We start from the raw sequence: 17,960 nt of genomic DNA on the forward strand, positions 1-17,960 counted from the left end.
CGTCAGATGGGGGTCAGGCAACCTTCCTGCAACTGCAGGACGCGGTCCATCTGGCGAGCCAGGTTCATGTCGTGAGTCACCACCAGAAACGCCGTGCGCATCGAAGTGCTGAGTTCCAGCATCAGATCCTGAATGCCTTCGGCGGTGTGGGAGTCGAGGTTGCCGGTCGGCTCATCGAGCATCACCAGCCCTGGATTGTTGACCAGAGCACGGGCGATGGCCACACGCTGGCGTTCGCCACCGGACAGCTCTGCCGGTTTGTGCTCCAGGCGATGGCCCAGGCCGACCCGCTCCAGTAACGCCGTGGCACGCTGACGTGCTTCCGGGATCGCGGTCTTGCCGATCAGCAGCGGCATGCAGACGTTTTCCAGCGCGGTGAATTCCGGCAGCAGGTGATGGAACTGGTACACGAACCCGAGGGCGCGGTTACGCAGCAGGCCACGCTTCTTCTCGCTCAGCGCCGACAGCTCTTCACCGTCGAGCCAGACACCGCCCTTGGTCGGCGTGTCGAGACCGCCCAGCAGGTTGAGCAAGGTACTTTTGCCCGAACCGGATTTGCCGACGATCGCCACCCGCTCGCCTGGATGCAGTTCCAGTTGCAGGTTGGCCAGCACTTCCACCGACTCCGGGCCTTCCTCGTAGGATTTGCCCAGGTTGCGGCAGCTCAAGATTGCTTTTTCACTCATGCCCGACTCACTCATAACGTAGCGCCTCCGCCGGCTGGGTGCGCGCGGCACGCCAGGCTGGATACAGGGTGGCGAGGAAACTCAGGACCAACGCAGCGGCGCAGACCATGACCACGTCCTGGCTCTGCACCTGCGACGGCAGGTAATCGATGAAATACACGTCGGCGTTGAGGAATTTGTGTCCGATCACGCCTTCGAGGGCCGAAATCGCGGCGCTGACGTTGAGCGCGGCGAAGATCCCGACCACGGCGCCGATGGCCGTGCCGACCACGCCGATCACAGTGCCCTGCACCATGAACGTGCGCATGATCGTGCCCGGTGTGGCGCCCAGTGTGCGCAGAATGGCGATGTCGCCCTTCTTGTCGTTCACCACCATTACCAGCGTGGAAATGATGTTGAACGCCGCCACGGCGACGATCAGCAGCAACAGCAGGCCGATCATGGCTTTTTCCATGCGGATCGCCTGATACAGGTTGCCGTGGGTACGGGTCCAGTCGCGGGCGTAGTAACGGTCCTCGCCGAGGCGCTGGGCGATGTTCCACGCTTCACGCGGCGCCTGGAACAGATCGTCGAACTTCAGACGCAGACCCTGTACCTGATCAGGCTTCCAGCGGTGCATCTTCGCCAGATCCTGCAGGTTGGTGACGCCCAGATAGCCGTCCAGTTCGCCAGCGCCGACATGGAAGATGCCGACCACAGTGAAGCGCTTCATGCGCGGGAACATCCCCGCCGGGGTCACGCTGACCTCCGGCGCGACGAAGGTGATCTTGTCACCGAGGCCCACGCCGAGCTTGGTCGCGGCCTTGTCGCCGATCACGATGCCGAAGCTGCCCGGCGTCAGGTCGTCGAGTTTGCCCTGCTTCATGAAGTTGTCGATGATCGAGACATTGCGCTCCAGCGCAGGGTCGATGGCATTGAGCAACACCTTGGACACCTGGCCGTTGTTGGTCAGCAACCCCTGCATCTGGGTGAAAGGCGCGACGGCCGCCACCTGCGGGTTCTGCTTGACCTTGGCGGCCAGGCTCGGCCAGTCGTTGATGGCCTCACCGGACTCGATGGTCGCGTGGGGCACCATGCCCAGCACGCGGGTGCGCATCTCATGATCGAAGCCGTTCATCACCGACAGCACCACGATCATCACGACCACGCCAAGGGCGAGCCCGATCATCGAAGTCAGGGAAATGAATGACACAAAATGATTGCGACGTTTTGCACGGGTATAACGCGTGCCGATAAATACGAAGAGAGGTCTGAACATGTCGGGGCTTGTTCGGAGGGAAAAGGAACGTCCTTGTGGCGGGGGTCGATAACCAGCTTTACACTCAGACCACCGCCGCTACCATGGGTTCGCCATGTCGACATTAGATGAAGAAGATCGCCGCGAATACTACCGTATCGAGGACATGATCGCACTGGAAATTCGGCCCCTGTCCGCTCCCGAAGCCGCAGGCCAGGAAGTGTTGCAGGATGCTTCCCCGCTATTCAACCTGCTCAGCGAACTGCACCTGAGCGAATTCGAGTCGCAGCACCTGCTGCGCCAGATCAGTGAGCGCGACCGCGCCATCGCGGCGTTCCTGAAATCCCAGAACAAACGCATCGACCTGCTCAGCCAGGTAGTCGCCCTGACCGTGCTCGGCCATATCGGCGAACCGCAACCGGTGATCATCTCCGAGGGCGGCATCGACTTTCAGCACCCGACCCCGATCGCCACCGGCGCTCACCTGTCGGTGAAACTGGTGCTGATGCCCCAGGCCCTCGGCTTGTTGTTGCGCGCCCGCGTGACCCATTGCGACCGCAAGGGCGACGGCTACGACGTCGGCACCGAGTTCGAGCACCTGACCGACGCCCAGCGCCAGTTGCTCGCCCGCTATATCTTGCAGAAGCAGGCCCAGGAACGACGTCTGGCCCGCGAACAGAACGAATCAGGCATTTAAATTAAGGAAGAACCGTGACCCTTATCTACGGCCACCGCGGCGCCAAGGGCGAAGCACCGGAAAACACCCTGAGCAGTTTTCAGGAATGTCTCAAGCACGGCGTACGCCGTTGCGAGCTGGACCTGCACCTGTCCAAGGACGGCGAGTTGATGGTCATCCACGACCCGACCCTCAAGCGCACCACCGACCGGCGCGGCAAGGTGGTCGAGCACACCGCCGCCGAGCTGGTGACCTACGACGCGCGCAAGGGCGGCCCGGGCTGGATCAAGCCATGCCCGATTCCGACGCTGGAAGAACTGTTCGAAAAGTGTGATTTCGAGCACTGGCAGCTGGAAGTCAAAAGCGCTTCGCGCACCCGCGCCGCGACCACCGTGCTGGCGATCCGTGAAATGGCGGTCAGGCACGGACTGCTCGACAAGGTGACGATCACCTCGAGTTCGCGGGAAGTGTTGAAGGCTGCACTGGATCTGGTGCCCGACGTATCACGCGGCCTGGTGGCCGAGTACGCCTGGCTCGACCCGTTGAAGGTCGCACAGAGTTACGGTTGCGAGATTCTGGCGTTGAACTGGACGCTGTGTACGCCGGAACGCCTGCAAAAGGCGCAGCGTCAGGGGCTGCATGTGTCGGTGTGGACCGTCAACGAGCCTGCGCTGATGCGCAGACTCGCCGACTTCGGCGTTGACAGCCTGATTACAGACTTTCCCGGTTTGGCCACTGCCACCCTCGGGAATGGCTGAAATCGGTCTCCCCGGCCGGCTCAGGCCACCGGCCGGAGCCCGTCAAAAAAGCCGGTTGAGGCCGTCGTACGCCGCTACCCGATAGGCTTCGGCCATGGTCGGGTAGTTGAACGTCGTGTTGACGAAGTACTTCAGGGTGTTCAGTTCGCCCGGCTGGTTCATGATCGCCTGACCGATGTGCACGATCTCCGACGCCTGATAACCGAAGCAGTGAACGCCCAGCACTTCCAGGGTTTCACGGTGGAACAGAATCTTCAGCATGCCTTGCGGCTCGCCGGCGATCTGTGCACGCGCCATGCTCTTGAAGAACGCCTTGCCCACTTCGTACGGCACTTTGGCCTGGGTGAGCTCCTGCTCGTTCTTGCCGATCGAGCTGATCTCCGGAATGGTATAGATGCCGGTCGGCACGTCATTCACGAAACGCCAGCTTCCATTGTCGACGATGCTGCCGGCGGCCGAACGGCCCTGGTCGTGGGCGGCACTGGCCAGGCTCGGCCAGCCGATCACGTCACCGGCGCCATAGATGTTCTGCACACAGGTGCGGTAGTTCTCGTCGACTTCGATCTGGCCACGGCTGTTGACCTTGACCCCGATGTTTTCCAGACCCAACTGGTCGGTGTTACCGGTACGACCGTTGCACCAGAGCAAGGCGTCGGCCTTGATCTTCTTGCCGGACTTCAAGTGCAGGATCACGCCGTTGTCCACGCCTTCGACGCGGTCATATTCTTCGTTGTGACGCACGGTGATGTTGTTGTTGCTGAAGTGGTAGCTCAACGCCTGGGAAATTTCCGAGTCGAGGAAGCTCAGCAACTGACCGCGGTTGTCCACCAGTTCGACCAGCACGCCCAGACCGCTGAAGATCGAGGCGTATTCACAGCCAATCACGCCGGCGCCGTAAACGATCAGTTTGCGCGGGGTGTGGCCGAGGCTGAGGATGGTGTCGCTATCGTAGATACGCGGGTGGTGGAAATCGATGTCCGCCGGGCGATAAGGACGCGAACCGGTGGCGATGATGATGTGCTTGGCCACCAGTTTCTCGACCACGCCGTTGGCGCAGACCACTTCGATGGTTTGCTCGTCGGCGAAGCTGCCGGTGCCGAAGAACACGTCGACGCGGTTACGGGCGTAGTAGCCGGTACGCGAAGCGACTTGCTTGGAGATGACTTTCTCGGCGCTTTTCAACACGTCCGGAAAGGAGAACCAGCGCGGCTCGCCGATCGCCCGGAACATCGGGTTGGTGTTGAACTGCATGATCTGCCGCACCGAATGACGCAGGGCCTTGGACGGGATGGTGCCCAGGTGGGTGCAGTTGCCGCCGACCTGGCGACGGCTGTCGACCATCGCCACCTTGCGCCCTGCTTTGGCGGCGTTCATTGCCGCGCCTTCTCCCGCCGGGCCGGAACCCAGCACCACCACGTCGTAGTTGTAGACAGCCATGCGTACTCCTCAGAACAGGCCGCGGTGCCAGCAGCACCGGCGGCTAAATCACGCCGAACGACGGCGCGAAGGAACAATTGGGGGCCAGTAGAAAACCCGGACACAGTCTATAGAAGCGTCAACGCCGCGCACATTAACCCTTGGTCGCGTCGTAGGCTACTTTTGCCTGCACTACAACGCCAGCTTTCGTACTGTTCTCAGTCAACTTTTGCGCCACTGAGCCGTTCGAAAGCGTGACTGGTGCGTGTGACGAAACCTGTATCGGCACGAATCACAAAGAATGCACCAATGTCGTGTTTTTCGGCATAGTCCCAGGCCTTTTCAGGCCCGAGAATCAGCAACAGAGTCGATAGTCCATCGGCCATCAGCGCTGAAGGATGAATCACCGTGACCGACGCCAGGTCATGTAGGACGGGCGCACCGCTCCGGGCATCGAAGGTGTGGGAATAGCGCCGGCCATCCTGCTGAAAATAGTTGCGGTAGTCACCGGAGGTGGACAGGCCGTAGCCATCCACATTAATGACGCGCTCTGCCACCTGCTGATCGTCTTGCGGTTCTTCCAGAGCGATACGCCACGGCGAACCATCAAGCTTCTTGCCGGACGCCTTGAGCTCGCCGGTGGCTTCCGCGAGATAGTCATGGATGCCCAGAGCCTCGAGCCGCGCAGCAATGGTGTCGACCGCGTAACCGGCGGCGATGCTGTTGAAATCCACCTCGACCGCCGCATCCTTGCACAACCGGTCGCCGTCGATGTGCAGGTGTTGATGACCGACTCGCTGGCGCACTTCGGCCAGCGCCGCCGCATCCGGGACTTTTTCTTCACGCCCTTGCGGGCCGAATCCCCATAGATTCATCAGCGGCTCAACCGTGAGGTCGTAGGAGCCTTCGCTTTGTTGCGACAGCTGCTCGCCCACGCGGATCAATTCAAGGATCGGTGCGGGCATGATCTGACAGCGATCAGCCGGCAATGCATTGAAGCGCGAGATATCGGAGTCTGCGCGGTAAGTCGACATCTGCCGGTCGACGTCCGCGAGGATTTTTTCCACTTCGACACGCACCTCCTGCGGCGCAGGCAGATTGGCGTGGCGCACGTACTTGATCGAATAGGTGCTGCCCATCGTCGGGCCGCCGAAAGTCTCCAGGGAATCACCGTTGCCGCAGCCGGACAAAAAAACGCTCAGCAGCACGAGAATCCCCCACCGTCCAGTTAACAATTCTTCATCTCCCCGCAAAACCGCGCCGGCCATTATGGGCTACGAGCGCAACGCTTTCTTACAAGATTTAGAGCGAGTACCTACCCATGTCCTCCACGACCGGCAAAGGCAAGGCGATTTTTCGCGTTGTCAGCGGCAACTTTCTCGAGATGTTCGACTTCATGGTCTACGGCTTCTACGCCACGGCCATTGCCAAGACCTTCTTCCCCACCGACAGCGCCTTCGCATCCCTGATGCTTTCTCTGGCCACTTTCGGCGCCGGCTTCCTGATGCGTCCGTTGGGGGCGATTTTTCTCGGTGCCTATATCGACCGTCATGGCCGCCGCCAGGGCTTGATCATCACGCTGGCCCTGATGGCGGCCGGCACCGTGCTGATTGCCTGCGTGCCGGGCTACGCCACCCTTGGGGTTGCCGCGCCACTGATCGTGCTGTTCGGCCGCTTGCTGCAAGGCTTCTCGGCCGGTGTGGAACTGGGCGGCGTGTCGGTGTATCTGGCGGAAATCGCCACGCCGGGCCGCAAGGGCTTTTTTGTCAGCTGGCAGTCCGCCAGCCAGCAAGCCGCCGTGGTGTTCGCCGGCCTGCTCGGTGTCGGCCTCAACCATTGGCTGAGCCCCGAGCAGATGGGCGAATGGGGCTGGCGTGTGCCGTTCCTGATCGGCTGCATGATCGTCCCGGTGATTTTCGTCATCCGCCGATCGCTGGAAGAAACACCGGAGTTCCAGGCGCGTAAACATCGCCCTACCCTGCAGGAAATCGTCCGCTCGATCGGTCAGAACTTTGGCATCGTCATCGCCGGCATGGCGCTGGTGGTCATGACGACGGTGTCGTTCTACCTGATCACTGCCTACACACCGACCTTCGGCAAGGCGGAATTGCACCTGTCGGACTTCGATGCGTTGCTGGTGACTGTGTGCATCGGCCTGTCGAACTTCTTCTGGTTGCCGGTGATGGGCGCAGTGTCCGACAAGGTCGGGCGTAAACCCCTACTGTTGGCGGCGACGATTCTGGCGATCCTGACCGCTTATCCGGCGCTGTCGTGGCTGGTGGCGAACCCGAGCTTCAGCCATTTGCTGATCGTCGAATTGTGGCTGTCGTTCCTGTACGGCTCGTACAACGGGGCAATGGTGGTGGCGCTCACCGAGATCATGCCGGTAGAAGTTCGTACGACCGGATTCTCGCTGGCCTACAGCCTGGCGACCGCAACCTTCGGTGGCTTTACGCCGGCGGCCTGCACTTATCTGATCCACGTGCTGGACAACAAGGCGGCACCGGGGATCTGGCTCAGCGGCGCAGCCGTGTTGGGCCTGATCGCCACGCTGGTGCTGTTCCGTGGCAACAGGCACGAACTGCGCACGGCACAAGCCGCTATTCCCCGCTAAGGCAAATCGCGCACAAACAAAAACGCCCCGACCAGAGTCGGGGCGTTTTCATTTGCAGCTAAGGCTTAGCGCGGGAACGCTGGCGGGTTTACACCGGCCATGTCTTCCATTACGCGAACCACCTGGCAGCTGTAACCGAACTCGTTGTCGTACCAGACGTACAGAACAACGCGGTTGTCCTGAACGATGGTCGCTTCAGCGTCGACCACACCGGCGTGACGCGAACCCACGAAGTCGGTCGAAACCACTTCCTGCGAATTGACGAAGTCGATTTGCTTGTGCAGATCGGAGTGCAGCGCCATGTAGCGCAGGTACTCGTTCATCTCTTCACGGGTGGCGGCTTTCTCGAGGTTCAGGTTGAGAATGGCCATCGACACGTTCGGCGTCGGAACACGGATCGCGTTACCGGTCAGCTTGCCGGCCAGCTCAGGCAGGGCCTTGGCAGCAGCGGTGGCAGCACCGGTCTCGGTGATGACCATGTTCAGCGCGGCGCTACGGCCACGGCGATCGCCCTTGTGGAAGTTGTCGATCAGGTTCTGGTCGTTGGTGTACGAGTGAACGGTTTCGACGTGACCGTTGATGATGCCGAACTTGTCATTCACGGCTTTCAGCACCGGCACAATGGCATTGGTGGTGCAGGAAGCGGCGGACACGATCTTGTCGTCAGCAGTGATTTCGTTGTGGTTGATACCGTGAACGATGTTCTTCAGCTTGCCCTTGCCAGGCGCGGTCAGAACAACGCGGTCGATACCCGGGCACGCCAGGTGCTGACCCAGACCATCGGCATCACGCCATACTCCGGTGTTGTCCACCAGCAGCGCATCTTTGATGCCGTACTGGGTGTAATCCACTTCGGTAGGGTTCTTCGCGTAGATAACCTGGATCAGGTTGCCGTTGGCGGTGATGGTGTTGTTTTCTTCATCGATGGTGATGGTGCCGTTGAACGAACCATGTACCGAATCGCGACGCAGCAGGCTGGCGCGTTTGGTCAGGTCGTTTTCGGCGCCCTTGCGCACCACGATGGCACGCAGACGCAGGCCGTCGCCGCCACCGGTTTTCTCGATCAGGATACGCGCCAGCAGACGGCCGATACGACCGAAGCCGTACAGTACAACGTCGGTGCCTTTGCGTGCCGAAGCGTTTTGCTGGCCAACCACGTCAGCCATTTCTTCGCGAACGAATTGCTCGGCGGTGCGGCCGTTGCCTTCGTTGCGGAATTTGTACGCCAGTTTGCCCAGATCTACCGAGGCCGCGCCGAGCTTGAGCTCGCTCATGGCCTTGAGCAGTGGGAATGTTTCGTGGACGGAGAGTTCGCTGTCGTCGGCAGAACGGTGGCGAGCAAAGCGGTGAGCTTTGAGAATCGCGATGACAGACTGGTTGATCAGGCTGCGGCCATAGATCGAGCTCACCACGTTGTTGTTGCGGTAGAGCTGACCGATAAGCGGAATCATCGCTTCTGCGAGTGCTTCACGGTCGATCCATTCACCAAGACACTGGTCGGGCTTCTGAGTCACGGTAACCTTCCACATGTAGGGGCAGAAAAAAGGGGCTACATTATGCCGCCGAGAACCTCTTGTAGCAATGCGCGCTTGTCGCGCAATCGGTAACAAAAATCCGTCCAAAAAAATAACGCTCTCCGCCAGCCCAGTAAAACCGGGGCTTCCAGCGCAGTCAGTTTTTCGACGACTGTTAGACGATGTCTGTAACCCTCCGTAACACCACTCACTTTCGGCACTACATAACCGTAAAAAAAGCGCTGCTTTTTATGGTTACCACTACATTTTTCTCAAACAGCGCAGATAGACGCATCCCGCAACTGACAGGCGGCACCGGACGCCGCTACAATTACCGACTTTGTCGCAACGCCTGGAGCTCAACCTTCCGTGCCTGTTCTGCGTCTACCGCTTCTCCCTGCCGCGGCAGGTAAAGAGCACTGGGGCAACCTCCCCGGTGCCGCCCTGAGCCTGGCGATTGCCGAGGCTGCCAGCGCTGCCAAGCGCTTCACGCTGCTTTTGACCGCCGACAGCCAGAGTGCCGAACGGCTGGAGCAGGAGCTGAGTTTCTTCGCCCCGGATTTGCCGGTGCTGCATTTCCCGGACTGGGAAACCCTGCCCTACGATCTGTTTTCGCCGCACCAGGACATCATCTCCCAGCGCATCGCCAGCCTTTATAGACTGCCGGAGCTGGAACATGGCGTGCTGGTAGTGCCGATCACCACCGCCCTGCATCGCCTGGCGCCGACCAAATTCCTGCTCGGCAGCAGCCTGGTACTGGATGTCGGGCAAAAACTCGATGTCGAGCAAATGCGCTCGCGGCTCGAAGCCAGCGGCTATCGCTACGTCGACACGGTTTACGAACACGGCGAGTTCACGGTGCGTGGCGCGTTGATCGACCTGTTCCCGATGGGCAGCAAACTGCCGTATCGCATCGATCTGTTCGACGACGAAATCGAAACCCTGCGCACCTTCGATCCGGAAAACCAGCGCTCCATCGACAAGGTCGATTCGGTCAAGCTGCTGCCGGCCAAGGAATTCCCGCTGCAGAAAGACGCGGTCACGCGCTTCAAGGCGCGCTTTCGGGAGCGTTTCGACGTGGACTTCCGTCGCTGCCCGATCTTTCAGGACCTGAGCAGCGGCATCACACCGGCCGGTATCGAGTACTACCTGCCGCTGTTCTTCGAAGAAACCTCGACCCTGTTCGATTACCTGCCGCAGGACACCCAGGTGTTCTCGCTGCCGGGTATCGAGCAGGCGGCGGAAAACTTCTGGAACGATGTGCGCAATCGGTATGAAGAACGCCGCGTCGATCCATCGCGACCTTTATTGCCGCCGGCCGAACTGTTCCTGCCGGTGGAAGACTGCTTTGCCCGCCTGAAGAACTGGCCGCGCGTGGTCGCCAGCCAGCAGGACGTGGAAACCGGCGCCGGCCGCGAGCGCTTTCCGGCGCAGGCCTTGCCGAATCTGGCGATCGAAGCCAAGGCTACCCAGCCGCTGGCCGCGCTGTCGGCATTCCTCGACGAATTCCCCGGACGCGTGCTGTTTACCGCCGAATCCGCAGGCCGCCGCGAAGTGCTGCTGGAGCTGCTGGACCGCCTGAAGCTGCGACCGAAAACCGTCGACAGCTGGCCGGACTTCGTTGCGAGCAAGGATCGCCTGGCGATCACCATCGCCCCGCTCGACGAAGGCCTGATGCTCGACGAGCCGGCGCTGGCACTGGTCGCGGAAAGTCCGCTGTTCGGCCAGCGCGTGATGCAGCGTCGCCGTCGCGAAAAACGCGCCGACGCCAACAACGATGCGGTGATCAAGAACCTCACCGAGCTGCGTGAAGGCGCGCCGGTGGTGCACATCGATCACGGCGTCGGCCGTTATCTCGGCCTGACGATTCTGGAAATCGACAATCAGGCTGCCGAATTCCTGACCCTCGAATACGCCGAGAACGCCAAGCTCTACGTGCCGGTGGCCAACCTGCATCTGATCGCCCGTTACACCGGCAGCGACGATGCGCTGGCCCCGCTGCATCGCCTCGGCTCCGAGACCTGGCAGAAAGCCAAGCGCAAGGCCGCCGAGCAAGTGCGCGACGTCGCTGCCGAATTGCTCGACATCTATGCCCGCCGCGCCGCCCGCGAAGGTTATGCGTTCGCCGATCCGAAGGCCGATTACGCAACCTTCAGCGCCGGTTTCCCGTTTGAAGAAACACCGGACCAGCAATCCACCATCGAAGCCGTGCGCGAGGACATGCTTTCGCCGAAACCGATGGATCGCCTGGTCTGCGGCGACGTCGGTTTCGGCAAGACCGAAGTGGCCATGCGCGCCGCGTTCATCGCCGTGCACGGCGGCAAGCAGGTGGCGATCCTGGTGCCGACCACCCTGCTCGCCCAGCAGCACTACAACAGTTTCCGCGACCGTTTCGCCGACTGGCCGGTGACCGTGGAAGTGATGAGCCGATTCAAGTCGGCCAAGGAAGTCAACGCTGCGGTGGCCGAACTGGCCGAAGGCAATATCGACATCGTCATCGGCACCCACAAGCTGCTGCAGGACGACGTCAAAATCAAAAACCTTGGGCTGGTGATCATCGACGAAGAGCACCGCTTCGGTGTCCGTCAGAAGGAACAGCTCAAGGCCCTGCGCAGCGAAGTCGACATTCTTACGCTGACCGCCACGCCGATTCCGCGCACGCTGAACATGGCGGTGTCGGGCATGCGCGACCTGTCGATCATCGCCACGCCACCGGCACGACGCCTGTCGGTGCGCACCTTCGTCATGGAGCAGAACAAGAGCACGGTCAAAGAGGCTTTGCTGCGCGAGCTGCTGCGTGGCGGTCAGGTTTACTACCTGCACAACGACGTGAAGACCATCGAGAAGTGCGCCGCTGACCTCGCCGAACTGGTGCCGGAAGCGCGGATCGGCATCGGCCACGGGCAGATGCGCGAACGCGAACTCGAACAGGTGATGAGCGACTTCTACCACAAGCGCTTCAACGTGCTGATCGCCTCGACCATCATCGAGACCGGCATCGACGTGCCGAGCGCCAACACCATCATCATCGAGCGTGCCGACAAGTTCGGCCTGGCGCAGTTGCACCAGTTGCGCGGTCGTGTTGGTCGTAGTCACCACCAGGCTTACGCCTACCTGCTGACCCCGCCACGCCAGCAAATTACTGGTGACGCGGAAAAACGTCTGGAGGCGATTGCCAATACTCAGGATCTGGGTGCCGGTTTCGTGCTGGCCACCAACGATCTGGAAATCCGTGGCGCCGGCGAATTGCTGGGCGACGGTCAGAGCGGGCAGATTCAGGCCGTTGGATTCACGCTGTACATGGAAATGCTCGAGCGCGCGGTGAAGTCGATCCGCAAGGGCGAACAGCCGAACCTCGACCAACCGCTCGGCGGTGGCCCGGAAGTCAACCTGCGGGTGCCGGCGCTGATTCCGGAAGATTACCTGCCGGACGTTCACGCACGCCTGATCCTGTACAAACGCATCGCTTCGGCCACCGACGAGGAAGGTCTGAAGGATCTGCAGGTCGAGATGATTGACCGCTTTGGTCTGCTGCCGGAGCCGACCAAAAATCTGGTGCGCATCACGGCGCTGAAATTGCAGGCCGAGCAGCTGGGCATCAAGAAAGTCGATGGCGGCCCGCAAGGTGGCCGTATCGAGTTCGCGGCGCAGACGCCGGTCGATCCGATGACCCTGATCAAACTGATCCAGAGCCAGCCTAAACGCTACAAATTCGAAGGCGCCACGATGTTCAAGTTCCAGGTGCCGATGGAGCGCCCGGAAGAGCGCTTTAATACTGTGGAGGCGTTGTTCGAACGCCTCATCCCGAAAACTGCTTGAAGGACGCCGCATGCGCCTGTTTCGCTCTCTGACTTTGCTACTGACGCTCGTAGCACCGACGGCGTTTGCCGATGACCTGTATCAGGTCGAAATGATTCTGGTACGCCAGAACGCCGTGCCGGCAATTGTCAGCCGCGCCGCACCGGAAGACTGGGCGGCCGGCGCGCAACGCCTGGGCGATAACAGCAAACGCACCCCGGCGCTGAACGACGTTGTGACCAAACTCACCGCCAGCGGCGAGTACAGCGTGCTGATGCACAAAGCCTGGCAGCAGACGCTCGGCGAGACGCCGGCGAAGGTTGCAGTCAGCGAAGGTCAGGAGCAGTTCGGCCAATTCCCGATCGAAGGCACGATTGAAATGAAGCTCGGGCGCTTTACCGACGTGAACGCCGATTTCTGGGTCAACCAGATCGACGCCAACGGCATGGTCACCGCCAGCGAGCGCCTTAAACAGGACAGCCACACCAAGAACGGCCAACTCAACTACCTCGACAACGGCCATCTGGCCCTGCTGATCAAGATCACTTCACTGACGGCGCCCGCGCCTCGGGAAGCGCCTGAAGTCGTTCCGGACTGATCGAAGTCCTTATGCCCCCGCCACTGAGTAAACCGCTGGCCTCCTCCTGGGTCAGCCGATTCAAGGAACAAAGCCTGGAGCGTGGCCGTCGCTACGCGCTGGAAAACCGGGTGCGATTCGTGCAGGTCGGCGACGCGACCATTACCGCCAGCTGCGAAGGCTCTGGCGGTAACGTCTACCGTCAGACGATTCATCTGCGTGAGTCGGCCAAAGGCACGTTGCTGATGGTCGACGCCACATGCACCTGCCCGGTGCACAGCAACTGCAAACATTGCGCGGCGGTGTTGCTGCAAGTGCAGGAAACCCTCGAATACCCCGCTGCTGCCAAAGACGCCGAACTGCTGGAAAAACTCCAGGCCGTGCTGGAAAACCGCAGCCCGAAAGCGCCGCCGCAAGTGCTGGTGGACAATGTGCAGCCAGTGCCGCGCCTGTGGCTGGCCAGCGTCGAGTTCAGCGCGTTCGAGCCGCGCAACGGCAAGATGCAGCGTTACATCCAGCATCGTGCGGCATTGTCCTTCAGTTACCTCGACGAATACGTCAGCGGGCAGAAAAACAGCGACATCCTGATTCGCCAGGAAGCCCAGACCCTGCGGGTCAAACGGCATCCGGACGTCGAACAGAGCTACCGCGAGCAGCTGCGAATTCTCGGTTTTCGCATCGCCACCCGGCAGAGCAAGGCCCTGCCGGAAAGCGCCGGCGAACTCTACGAGATGGTCAACGACAGCGCGTGGCTGACCTTCACCCTCAACGATCTGCCGAAGCTGCGCACCCAAGGCTGGGAGCTATTGGTCGACGATGAGTTCGGTTTCGACCTGACCGCCGTCGACGACTGGTACGCCACCGTCGAGCAGACGCCGGAACGCGACTGGTTCGATCTGGAGCTGGGGATCATCGTCAACGGCGAGCGCCTGAGCCTGCTGCCGATCCTGCTCAACCTAATGCGTTCGCACACGGAAATCCTCAACCCGGAACGTCTCGCCCGCCGTCGCGACGATGAACTGATTCTGGTGAACATCCCGCAACGCAACAGCGAGCACGGGCCATTGCAGGTCGCCCTGCCCCTCGGCCGGCTGAAGCCGGTGCTGGCGACCCTTGGCGAGTTTTATTTGCAGGAGCCGGGAGAAACCACCCTGCGCCTGAGCAAGGCCGACGCCACACGCCTGAACTCGCTGGAAGGCATTCCCCTGCTCTGGGAAGGTGGCGAGCAGATCCGCAGCTTCGCCCAACGCTTGCGCGACATCCGCGACTACAGCGCCGAAACACCGAAGGGGCTTAATGCGACGCTGCGCCCTTATCAGCTCGAAGGCTTGAGCTGGATGCAGTCGTTGCGGCAACTGGAGGTCGGCGGGATTCTCGCGGACGACATGGGCCTGGGTAAAACCCTACAGACGCTGGCGCACATTCTCAGCGAGAAAAACGCAGGGCGACTGGATCGACCCTGCATGGTGGTGATGCCTACCAGCCTGATCCCCAACTGGCTGGACGAAGCGGCGCACTTCACTCCACAACTCAAGGTTGTCGCCCTGTACGGTGCCAGCCGTAAAAAGCATTTCGAGCATCTGGCCGATTACGACCTGATCCTCACCACTTATGCGCTGCTGCCCAAGGATGTCGAACGTCTGGCCCAGCAGCCGCTGCACGTACTGGTGCTGGACGAAGCGCAGTACATCAAGAACCCGAACAGCAAAGCCGCCCAGGCTGCCCGTGACCTCAATGCGCGTCAGCGTCTGTGCCTGAGCGGGACGCCGCTGGAAAATCACCTGGGCGAACTGTGGTCGCTGTTTCACTTCCTGCTGCCCGGATGGCTCGGCGACGTCAAAAGCTTCAACGCCGATTACCGTGTGCCGATCGAAAAACGCGCCAGCGAAGTCAGACTTCAGCACCTCAACGGTCGGATCAAACCGTTCCTGCTTCGTCGCACCAAGGAACAGGTTGCGACCGAGCTGCCGCCGAAAACCGAGATCATCCACTGGGTCGAGCTCAACGAGGCCCAGCGCGACGTGTACGAAACCATGCGCCTGGCCATGGATAAAAAGGTTCGCGACGAGATCACTCGCAAAGGCGTGGCGCGCAGCCAGATCATCATTCTTGAAGCGCTGCTCAAGCTGCGCCAGGTCTGTTGCGATTTGCGCCTGGTCAACGACGCCACCCTGCCCGCCCGCGGCAGCACCTCGGGCAAGCTCGACAGCCTGATGGAAATGCTTGAGGAGTTGTTTGAGGAAGGTCGGCGGATTCTGCTGTTTTCGCAGTTCACTTCGATGCTGACACTGATCGAGGACGAGCTGAAAAAACGCAATGTCGCGTATGCGCTGCTGACGGGACAGACCCGTGACCGGCGCACCCCGGTGAAGGAATTCCAGAGCGGCAAGCGTCAGATTTTTCTCATCAGCCTGAAGGCTGGTGGTGTGGGCCTGAACCTGACAGAAGCGGACACGGTGATTCACTACGATCCGTGGTGGAACCCGGCGACCGAGAATCAGGCAACCGACCGCGCCTATCGCATTGGTCAAGAGAAGCCGGTGTTCGTTTACAAGATGATTGCCCGGGGCACGGTCGAGGAGAAAATTCAGCTTCTGCAGCGGGAGAAATCCGACCTGGCGGCCGGCGTGCTGGATGGGCGCAAGGCCGGGGACTGGAAGTTGCAGAGTGATGATATCGAGGCGCTGTTTGCGCCGTTGCCGGACAAGTTTGAAAAGCGCTGAGATCTTTATCGGCTATCAGATCGATTCGCGGGCAAGCCCGCTCCCACAGGTTTAGCGTGACCTCTGTGGGAGCGGGCTTGCCCGCGAAAGGCTCGACTCGGTTTCGAGCCAGACTCAGCCCTTGAGCACGCGCGCCAACGTAGACTTCACCTTGCCCATGCCATCGTGCAACGCCTGCTCGATCTCAGCCATGGTGATCACTTCAGTGGTCTTGCCCGCAGCCGGGTTCACCACCAGCGACAGACAGGCGTAATCCAGATCCAGCTCACGGGCCAGCGCCGCTTCCGGCATGCCGGTCATGCCGACGATGTCGCAACCGTCACGTTCAAGACGCACGATTTCAGCAACGGTTTCCAACCGCGGGCCCTGGGTGCAGGCGTAAACGCCCTGATCGCTGTACTCGCAACCTTCGGCGGCCAACGCAGCAATCAGTTGCTGACGCAGCGGTTCGCTGTAGGGAAAGCTGAAGTCGATGTGAGTGACATGTTCCAGGTCATCGGCGAAATAGGTGTGCTCGCGACCACTGGTGTAGTCCACGATCTGATGCGGCACGCAGAAATGCCCAGTGCCCATTGCAGGATGGATTCCGCCCACGGCGTTGACCGCGATGATCGCTTCGGCCCCGGCCTGCTTCAACGCCCAAAGGTTGGCGCGGTAGTTGACCTTGTGCGGCGGGAAGCGATGCGGGTGACCGTGACGAGCGAGGAACAGCACTTCCTTGCCGGCGTATTCGCCAATCTGAACCTCGGCCGATGGCGCACCATAAGGCGTATCCACCGCCAGCGACTGACGAATGCTCAGGCCTTCCAGCTGGGTCAGGCCGGTGCCGCCAATGATTGCGTAAACCGTCATAGCGAAAAATCCTTAATCGATCAGTTGAGCGTCTTTGAGCGCGCCGACAGCGGTCAGCCAGCGCGGATCCTGACGGTATTCGGTATTGGCGAATGCCTGACCGCGCATGCGTGCGATGCGCGGCGACGGCTTGACCTTCATGCGCTGCGCGGCGCTCAGGGCAAGTTCAGCGGCGGCGCGGTCGTTGCACACCAGACCCATGTCGCAACCGGCACTGAGTGCCGCTTCGATACGGCTGGCGGCGTCGCCGACCACATGAGCGCCGGCCATCGACAGGTCGTCGCTGAAGATCACGCCATCGAACTGCAGCTCGCCGCGCAGGATGTCCTGCAACCAGCGCCGGGAGAATCCGGCGGGCTGTGCGTCGACTTGCGGATAAATAACGTGGGCGGGCATGACGGCGGCCAGTTGCTTGCTGAGTCTGGCGAACGGCACGAGGTCGTTGGCGCGGATCTCTTCCAGGCTGCGCTCGTCGTTGGGGATTGCGACGTGGGAGTCGGCTTCCGCCCAGCCGTGGCCAGGGAAATGCTTGCCGGTGGCGGCCATGCCGGCGCTGTTCATGCCTTTGATGAACGCGCCGGCGAGTAGCGCGGCGCGCTCCGGGTCACCTTCGAACGAGCGGGTGCCGACGACGGCGCTGCGCTGGTAATCCAGATCCAGTACCGGCGCGAAGCTCAGATCGAGTCCGACGGCCAGCACTTCGGTGGCCATGATCCAGCCGCATTGTTCGGCCAGGTATTCGGCGTTCGGGTTATCTGCGATGGCGCGCATGGCTGGCAAACGGACGAAGCCCTGACGCAGACGCTGAACGCGACCGCCCTCCTGGTCCACAGCGAGCAGCAAGTCCGGACGAATGGCCCGGATCGCCGCGCTCAGCTCGCGCACCTGACGCGGATGCTCGATGTTGCGAGCAAAGATGATCAGGCCGCCCACTTCGGGCTGGCGCAACAATTGGCGATCTTCGGCCGTCAGCCAGGTACCGGCGACGTCCACCATCAACGAGCCTTGCAGGCCAGCAGTCATAGAGATTCCTTGAAAACGAAAAACCCGTCGCCCACGAAACCACCACCTGGGGCATTGCCCGGCGGGTCGGTGATTTCAATGAGAAA

At 61.1% G+C, this 17,960-nt stretch carries 13 protein-coding genes; 6 read left to right on the plus strand and 7 right to left on the minus strand.

Annotated elements, in window-relative coordinates:
- Positions 1 to 2: 2 nt before the first annotated feature.
- Positions 3 to 686: a lipoprotein-releasing ABC transporter ATP-binding protein LolD gene (gene lolD / locus CAF77_RS09535; RefSeq protein ID WP_162831788.1), complete on the minus strand. Its 684-nt coding sequence runs from the start codon at positions 684 to 686 to the stop codon at positions 3 to 5.
- A gap of 7 nt (positions 687 to 693) precedes the next feature.
- On the minus strand, positions 694 to 1,944 hold the full coding sequence (locus CAF77_RS09540; protein ID WP_039772786.1) for a lipoprotein-releasing ABC transporter permease subunit: 1,251 nt from the start codon (positions 1,942 to 1,944) through the stop codon (positions 694 to 696).
- A gap of 94 nt (positions 1,945 to 2,038) precedes the next feature.
- Here CAF77_RS09540 and CAF77_RS09545 point away from each other — a divergent pair, with 94 nt between their 5' ends.
- Positions 2,039 to 2,620: a PilZ domain-containing protein gene (locus CAF77_RS09545; RefSeq protein WP_007968195.1), complete on the plus strand. Its 582-nt coding sequence runs from the start codon at positions 2,039 to 2,041 to the stop codon at positions 2,618 to 2,620.
- A 14-nt stretch (positions 2,621 to 2,634) separates the two neighbouring features.
- A complete protein-coding gene (locus CAF77_RS09550; protein ID WP_064381085.1) occupies positions 2,635 to 3,357 on the plus strand; it encodes a glycerophosphodiester phosphodiesterase family protein in 723 nt (240 codons plus the stop codon).
- Between the two features lie 42 nt (positions 3,358 to 3,399).
- On the opposite strand, the gene sthA is transcribed toward CAF77_RS09550, so the two are convergent.
- Together sthA and CAF77_RS09560 are read right to left on the minus strand one after the other, a co-directional pair.
- A complete protein-coding gene (gene sthA, locus CAF77_RS09555; RefSeq protein WP_007953019.1) occupies positions 3,400 to 4,794 on the minus strand; it encodes a Si-specific NAD(P)(+) transhydrogenase in 1,395 nt (464 codons plus the stop codon).
- 197 nt (positions 4,795 to 4,991) lie between these two features.
- Complete coding sequence (locus CAF77_RS09560; protein ID WP_223290690.1) at positions 4,992 to 6,041, minus strand: FAD:protein FMN transferase; 1,050 nt, start codon at positions 6,039 to 6,041, stop codon at positions 4,992 to 4,994.
- A gap of 53 nt (positions 6,042 to 6,094) precedes the next feature.
- Between CAF77_RS09560 and CAF77_RS09565 the strand changes: the two genes are divergently transcribed.
- Positions 6,095 to 7,387 (plus strand): MFS transporter, encoded by a 1,293-nt coding sequence (locus CAF77_RS09565; RefSeq protein WP_085654378.1) that lies wholly within the window; start codon positions 6,095 to 6,097, stop codon positions 7,385 to 7,387.
- 65 nt (positions 7,388 to 7,452) lie between these two features.
- On the opposite strand, the gene CAF77_RS09570 is transcribed toward CAF77_RS09565, so the two are convergent.
- Complete coding sequence (locus CAF77_RS09570; protein ID WP_011335187.1) at positions 7,453 to 8,916, minus strand: glyceraldehyde-3-phosphate dehydrogenase; 1,464 nt, start codon at positions 8,914 to 8,916, stop codon at positions 7,453 to 7,455.
- 354 nt (positions 8,917 to 9,270) lie between these two features.
- Between CAF77_RS09570 and mfd the strand changes: the two genes are divergently transcribed.
- The 3 genes from mfd to CAF77_RS09585 are packed head-to-tail and all read left to right on the plus strand — an operon-like array spanning position 9,271 to position 15,999.
- Entirely contained in the window at positions 9,271 to 12,720 is a 3,450-nt protein-coding gene (gene mfd / locus CAF77_RS09575; protein ID WP_085654379.1) for a transcription-repair coupling factor, read from the plus strand.
- Positions 12,721 to 12,730: 10 nt separating this feature from the next.
- Entirely contained in the window at positions 12,731 to 13,297 is a 567-nt protein-coding gene (locus CAF77_RS09580; RefSeq protein ID WP_064381093.1) for a CsiV family protein, read from the plus strand.
- 11 nt (positions 13,298 to 13,308) lie between these two features.
- Positions 13,309 to 15,999: a DEAD/DEAH box helicase gene (locus CAF77_RS09585; RefSeq protein ID WP_064381096.1), complete on the plus strand. Its 2,691-nt coding sequence runs from the start codon at positions 13,309 to 13,311 to the stop codon at positions 15,997 to 15,999.
- A gap of 114 nt (positions 16,000 to 16,113) precedes the next feature.
- On the opposite strand, the gene CAF77_RS09590 is transcribed toward CAF77_RS09585, so the two are convergent.
- Together CAF77_RS09590 and nagZ are read right to left on the minus strand one after the other, a co-directional pair.
- A complete protein-coding gene (locus CAF77_RS09590; protein ID WP_007953033.1) occupies positions 16,114 to 16,851 on the minus strand; it encodes an S-methyl-5'-thioinosine phosphorylase in 738 nt (245 codons plus the stop codon).
- 12 nt (positions 16,852 to 16,863) lie between these two features.
- A complete protein-coding gene (nagZ, locus tag CAF77_RS09595; protein ID WP_169432674.1) occupies positions 16,864 to 17,862 on the minus strand; it encodes a beta-N-acetylhexosaminidase in 999 nt (332 codons plus the stop codon).
- Between the last annotated feature and the right edge of the window lie 98 nt (positions 17,863 to 17,960).

The sequence above is a fragment of the Pseudomonas sp. R15(2017) genome, assembly GCF_002112685.1.
Classification (GTDB): Bacteria; Pseudomonadota; Gammaproteobacteria; order Pseudomonadales; family Pseudomonadaceae; genus Aquipseudomonas; species Aquipseudomonas glycinae.

Coding starts and splice junctions, on each gene's coding strand:
- CAF77_RS09560 (WP_223290690.1), bottom strand. CDS start 6,041: ATGGCCGGCGCGGTTTTGCGGGGAGATGAAGAATTGTTAACTGGACGG.
- CAF77_RS09545 (WP_007968195.1), top strand. CDS start 2,039: ATGTCGACATTAGATGAAGAAGATCGCCGCGAATACTACCGTATCGAG.
- CAF77_RS09590 (WP_007953033.1), bottom strand. CDS start 16,851: ATGACGGTTTACGCAATCATTGGCGGCACCGGCCTGACCCAGCTGGAA.
- CAF77_RS09565 (WP_085654378.1), top strand. CDS start 6,095: ATGTCCTCCACGACCGGCAAAGGCAAGGCGATTTTTCGCGTTGTCAGC.
- lolD (WP_162831788.1), bottom strand. CDS start 686: ATGAGTGAAAAAGCAATCTTGAGCTGCCGCAACCTGGGCAAATCCTAC.
- CAF77_RS09570 (WP_011335187.1), bottom strand. CDS start 8,916: ATGTGGAAGGTTACCGTGACTCAGAAGCCCGACCAGTGTCTTGGTGAA.
- CAF77_RS09585 (WP_064381096.1), top strand. CDS start 13,309: ATGCCCCCGCCACTGAGTAAACCGCTGGCCTCCTCCTGGGTCAGCCGA.
- sthA (WP_007953019.1), bottom strand. CDS start 4,794: ATGGCTGTCTACAACTACGACGTGGTGGTGCTGGGTTCCGGCCCGGCG.
- CAF77_RS09540 (WP_039772786.1), bottom strand. CDS start 1,944: ATGTTCAGACCTCTCTTCGTATTTATCGGCACGCGTTATACCCGTGCA.
- CAF77_RS09580 (WP_064381093.1), top strand. CDS start 12,731: ATGCGCCTGTTTCGCTCTCTGACTTTGCTACTGACGCTCGTAGCACCG.